Genomic DNA, 5,276 nt, shown 5'->3' with positions numbered 1-5,276 from the left:
AAGAACGTTCCCTTCGCATTTAAGTCGAAGGTTTTGTCGAAATGAGCTTCGGTAGCCGCTACAAGCGGCGCGATTTCACCCCAGCCGGCATTGGCGAAGAGGACGTCGATGTGACCGTGCTTCTCCTTCACGACGGCGTAGAGACGGTCCAAATCCTCCAGGCGCGTGACGTCCCCTGCGACCGTGGTGACGTTGTCTCGGATCAAGGCTGCGGCTTCCTTCAACTCCTTCTCTCGCCGCCCTGAGATTACAACGTGGGCGCCCTCTTCAACGAAGCGCTTGGCCGTGGCCAACCCGATCCCGCTGCTTCCGCCCGTGATGACGGCGACCTTGCCTTCCAGCTTTCTCATAGCCTCGTATCCTTCGATGTGGGTGGTTGGGGATGTCCCTGAGCCCCTCCAGATGGACGTACCTCGGTCGTTCAGCGAGTGCGAAATCACGCACAGCGGTGGTGCACAAGCGAACCGGGGAAATGGCTGACAGCCCCAGTGAACTCGCGTGTTTCGGCTCCACAGGCTAGAAGCGGACTTTGAAGGTCCATTGCGCGGCGCGAGAATGCACCATGATCGACTGGGACGACGTTCGCTACTTTCTTGCCACCGCACGCGCGGGCTCGGTGCGCACCGCCGCCAAGCGCCTCGGGGTGAACCACGCGACCGTGTTGCGACGCATCGCTCAGCTCGAGGAACATCTCGGTGCGCAGATGTTCGAAAAGCGTCCCGCGGGCTATCGGCTGACACCTGCGGGCGAGGAGGTGTTAGAGCTCGCGAACCAGATGGAAGCGACGTCCCACCAGCTGGAGACACGCGTCTTCGGTCGCGATCAAGGTGTGCGCGGGCTTCTGCGGGTCACGCTGGCGCCGCCGCTGGCAACCCACCTGCTCATGCCGGACTTCGCCGAGTTCGCGCGCCTGCATCCTGAGATAGAGATGGAGATCCAGTCATCCGGCGAGTTGGCAAATCTGACCAACCGCGAGGCCGACGTCGCGATCCGCGTTGTTTACGACCGCAAGACTCTACCGCTCAATCTGCATGGCCTGAAGGGACCGGAGTTGTTCGGCGGCGTTTACATCGCTCGCGATCGATTGGCCGCGTGGCGTGCGGGCGCGGCGGATCCCATCCGGTGGATCGTCGTGAGCCAGAATGGCGTCTCCGACTGGGCGCGCGAGGGCGAGGTCAGCGCCGCGGGAGTTCCGTTCAAGACCACGGACGGCGAGACGCAGATCGCGGCGGTGCGGCAGGGGCTTGGCATGACGATACTGCCCTGCTTTGTGGGAGATGCCGACCCGCTGCTCGTGAGAGCGCCCGGCTCTGGCCTCCACATACACGGAACGCTCTGGCTTCTCACCCAGGGGGAGACGCGCAAGACTAAGCGCGTGCGGATGTTTACAGAGTTCCTGTCTCGCAGGCTCGCCGCGCACGCTCCCCTTCTCGCGGGGATGTCCGCATCGCGCGACTGACAGACAGCAGGCGGATTTTGACCGGAAGCGAACCGACCGGAATGTTCTAGCCAACAAACTTCCCGAACTTTGGCCGATGCGCCAATGGAAGACGGAACCAAGTTGAATGGGAACGTTTCTCAAGCGGTTCCAGCGCCCAGATGGGCGCGTAGCCGCCGGGATGATATCACCGGTGATATCCGCTTTGGGGATCGTAGGACGCTCCGGCTACCGCCCGCGATGGGTCCAAAGCCGCCAAGCCGTACGATGCACCCGGGGTGACCGGACCATCCGAGGTCGCTGCTGGCTTTCGGCCTTTTGCTGCGCCTCCCGCGTCCGCTTCACCCGCGCCACCAACTCCGGGGGGGGTCGAACCAGTTGTCCTCTTTCGAGCGTGGCGTCCTTCTATCTCTATCACAGTAACTGCCAGTTGCAGTCCAGACGGATACCGTGGTCACGCTGAGGCTGGCCTCCATTCGTCCAGCTCGCAGACTCTGCATGAGCAGCGTGCACAGCCGCAGCATTCTGGCTAATCCTAATTCGACACGCTCGGCGTTTCGGCTTTGACTTCAGCTTGCCCGGTCTGTTCGAGAAAACTCTTTGTCCCCGATGAGATGTTTCTTGTTGCGTCTGCTTGGGCTTGAATTACATCGGTTTCTGCCTTGTTCCGATCCAATTCCTGGTTGATGAAATCATTCTCACGAGCAAGCCGCCCTTTCTCGGCCTCAAGCTGGAGTTCACGCTCCTGAACGTCCAAAGCGCGAAGCTGGTCCTGATAGGATTGGTCTCGCTTCTTGTCTGCTTCGATTGCCGCCTGCTGGGCTGCATGTCGTGAGGCTGCGGCTGCCGCAGCTCTTCGCTCTGCTGTCCACTGCCGCTGCTGCGCGCGCTGCATCGCGGCCCGCTGCGCATCGGCTTGGGCTCGCGCTGCAGCCTCGTTCTGTTGTTGCGCGGCATACACAGAGTCTATTTGATCGGAAAGGCTTTGCGCCTGTGCTGCGCCTGAGCCACCAAAGCATAGCCCAATGCCGATCAGCAGGATCGGGATTCTCTTCATAGGCTATGCCTTAGGCGGCGGGCATTTTGTGTTTGGCTGAATTCGTGTGACCCCAGGCCCAGTCGCGACCATGACCGCCTTTCCTGGCGCATACTCACAGATATCGCCAACTTGAGCAGAATTGTAAGTCTGTCCGTGATCCTCATAGGTAATCGAAACACCCGAAACCAAAGCCTCGGACGATACAAGAGAGCCAGCTGCAGCACCCGCAACCGCACCACCCGCAGCTCCCGCCGTTCCTCCTGCCAAACCATTATTGGCTAGGCTGCCGCCGAGCACTCCGCCGCCAATCGCCCCTAAAAGCCCACCGATAACCTGTGCCGTTTTTTGATTCTGTTCGTTACTGACTTCCACCTTTGCAGGCATCACAGCAAGAATGTCGATCACTTCAGCGGCCTGTCGGCTATTGACCTGACTTTCGCTGTAAACATTTGCCTTAGCATTTTCTCCAGGAGCCTGACAAGCCGTTGTTGACAGAGCAGCTAAAAAAGCCGCTCCGATAGATATTTTAGCCCAAGGGTTTGACATCGGCACTTGCTCCTCCACGGGGTTCGTTAACTTTATGTTATGTATCTAGGACTGCCTTCAGGCCGGGTGTCAATCCGGATTTTTTGCTCCTCACAAACATTCTTTCGAAAGGTTAACTTTAATGTTGACTTAACATATATTATGATATAATAATGTTTGATAGAATCTCACGTTGGATGAGTGCGGCACCCCCCCAACGATGCTGAAGGACGCGGAAGGTTGAGCCGCATAGGCCGCCCCGTGCCCTCTGCTGTCAGCAGCCGAACACCGCCCCCCGTTGACAGGGATAAGCAGCCGTTGACGTGAAACGAAGCACGCGAGGGTTCCGGACCACATAGGTTCTGTACGCCCGGTCGCTAATGCTATGCGTAGCCGCCCCCGGTTGCCTTCCCTTCCGCTTGACAGCCATCGCTCTCAGCGCCCAGGGTCCGCCCGGGGGAAACGAACATGGCGCGCATCGAAATCAACATTCGTGGCCTTTTTGCGACGCCGGTCGCCGCCGTCGAACTGCCGGATGCCGAGGCGCGCAATGCCGAACTCCGCCGGCTCATCCTGGAGCGGCGGGCGGCCAACCCCTCGGTCCAGGCGTCCAATGCAGGCGGCTGGCATTCCGATCGCGCGCTGGAGGAATGGGGTGGGGCGCGCGTTGGCGAAATCCTGGCGGCCGCCCGCCAAGTGGCCAATCGCATGACCGCGGACCGCAAGGGACAACCCGTCTACCCGACCTGGACCACCCAAGCCTGGGCCAATGTCAACGGGCCGGGGGACGCCAATATCTGCCACTACCATCCCGGCAGCTTCTGGTCCGGCACCTATTATGTGGATGATGGCGGCTGCGCGACGGACCCGGCACTCGGCGGCGAGTTCGAAATGATCGACCCGCGCGGCCCCGGTCCCGGCATGTATGCCCCTGCCTTGAAATTCGCGGGTGAGGATGGTGCCTCAGTCGGCTCGGGAGAGACCATCCGCCCGCGCCCGGGCCTGCTATTCCTGTTTCCCTCCTGGCTCTTCCACCAGGTGCGGCCTTACCGGGGCTCGCAGCTGCGCATCTCCATCGCCTTCAACCTCGGCCTCGCCCAGCACCCCGGCCAGGACGAGAGTGTTCTTTCTTGAGAGAAAGAACCACAAAACTCCCCCATGACAGACACTAGGACGACCATGGATATTCTGCGCCCCGCCTCCCGCCGCCAGCAGGAGATCGTTGGCCTTGTGCGCGAGACGGGCCGGGTCTCGGTCGAGGATCTCGTTGCCCGCTTCGGCGTGACGCCGCAAACCATCCGGCGCGATCTGAACGACCTCAGCGAAGCGCGCCTCATCACCCGTACCCATGGCGGCGCTGTCGTCGCCTCCGGGGTGGAGAACCTCGCCTACGAGGCGCGGAAACTGGTCGCACAGTCCAACAAGCGTCGGATCGGCGAGGCCGCAGCGACGCTCGTTCCTGACCATTCATCGATATTCATCAATCTCGGCACGACGACCGAGGAGGTGGCGCAGGCGCTGCTCGGCCATACCGGCCTGCTCGTCATCACCAACAACATCAATGTCGCCAATACGCTCTACCGCAATGCCTCCATCAGCGTGGTGATTGCGGGCGGAACCATCCGCCCGACCGACGGCGGCGTGGTGGGGCAGATGGCGGCTGACACCATCCGCCAGTTCAAGGTCGATCTCGCCATCATCGGCACCTCGGCGATCGACGAGGACGGCACACTGCTCGATTACGATGTTCGCGAAGTGCAGGTTTCGCGCGCAATAATCGAAAATGCCCGCCAGGTGGTGCTGGTCACCGACCAGACCAAGTTCAGCCGCCGCGCTCCGGTGCGTATTGCCCGGCTGGACGAAATCCACACTTTGGTCACCGATAAGCTTCCTTCGAAAATGTCTGAACTTTTTCAACGCCTCGGAATCCAAATCATCGAGACTGGCGGGGAGATCGAAGAGGAGCAGGAGTAAGCGCGACCAGATGCATTTTCGGATTTTGCGCGCTTTGATCGCTTGCACATTCGAAAGTTTCGTGTTTCAGTCCTGTTAAGAAGAAGCGCCCACAGAGAGCGCGGATAGGGAGACGAAACGACGGTGAATTCCGCAGCCACCCCTGAGCCATACGACCTTGCTGTGATTGGCGGCGGCGTGAACGGCTGCGGCATTGCGCGGGATGCGGCGGGGCGGGGGTTCAGCGTCTTTCTCTGCGAACAGCGCGATCTCGCCTCCGGCACCTCCTCTGCCTCCACCAAGCTGATCCATGGCGGGCTG

7 protein-coding genes are annotated in these 5,276 nt (G+C 60.7%); 4 read left to right on the top strand and 3 right to left on the bottom strand.

Annotation, left to right across the window (positions count from 1 at the left end; genetic code table 11):
• On the bottom strand, window positions 1–350 hold a 350-nt coding region (locus VL752_RS05835), incomplete at its 3' end, for an SDR family NAD(P)-dependent oxidoreductase (protein ID WP_325353092.1).
• A 212-nt stretch (window positions 351–562) separates the two neighbouring features.
• Between VL752_RS05835 and VL752_RS05830 the strand changes: the two genes are divergently transcribed.
• Window positions 563–1,459 carry a LysR family transcriptional regulator gene (locus VL752_RS05830; protein WP_325353089.1) on the top strand — a complete coding sequence of 299 codons (897 nt, stop codon included), beginning with the start codon at window positions 563–565 and terminating at the stop codon, window positions 1,457–1,459.
• 514 nt (window positions 1,460–1,973) lie between these two features.
• On the opposite strand, the gene VL752_RS05825 is transcribed toward VL752_RS05830, so the two are convergent.
• Window positions 1,974–2,495 (bottom strand): DUF5384 family protein, encoded by a 522-nt coding sequence (locus VL752_RS05825; protein WP_325353087.1) that lies wholly within the window; start codon window positions 2,493–2,495, stop codon window positions 1,974–1,976.
• A 3-nt stretch (window positions 2,496–2,498) separates the two neighbouring features.
• A complete protein-coding gene (locus VL752_RS05820; protein WP_325353085.1) occupies window positions 2,499–3,023 on the bottom strand; it encodes a hypothetical protein in 525 nt (174 codons plus the stop codon).
• Window positions 3,024–3,470: 447 nt separating this feature from the next.
• Between VL752_RS05820 and VL752_RS05815 the strand changes: the two genes are divergently transcribed.
• The 3 genes from VL752_RS05815 to VL752_RS05805 form a co-directional block, all read left to right on the top strand.
• Complete coding sequence (locus VL752_RS05815) at window positions 3,471–4,136, top strand: 2OG-Fe(II) oxygenase family protein (protein ID WP_325353083.1); 666 nt, start codon at window positions 3,471–3,473, stop codon at window positions 4,134–4,136.
• Window positions 4,137–4,160: 24 nt separating this feature from the next.
• Entirely contained in the window at window positions 4,161–4,976 is an 816-nt protein-coding gene (locus VL752_RS05810; RefSeq protein ID WP_325353081.1) for a DeoR/GlpR family DNA-binding transcription regulator, read from the top strand.
• 123 nt (window positions 4,977–5,099) lie between these two features.
• A partial coding sequence (locus VL752_RS05805; RefSeq protein ID WP_325353093.1) for an FAD-dependent oxidoreductase occupies window positions 5,100–5,276 on the top strand: 177 nt, incomplete at its 3' end.

It is taken from the genome of Acidisoma sp. (assembly GCF_035492295.1).
In the GTDB taxonomy this organism is placed as follows: domain Bacteria; phylum Pseudomonadota; class Alphaproteobacteria; order Acetobacterales; family Acetobacteraceae; genus Acidisoma.
This window is presented reverse-complemented; position numbering and strand designations above follow the sequence as displayed.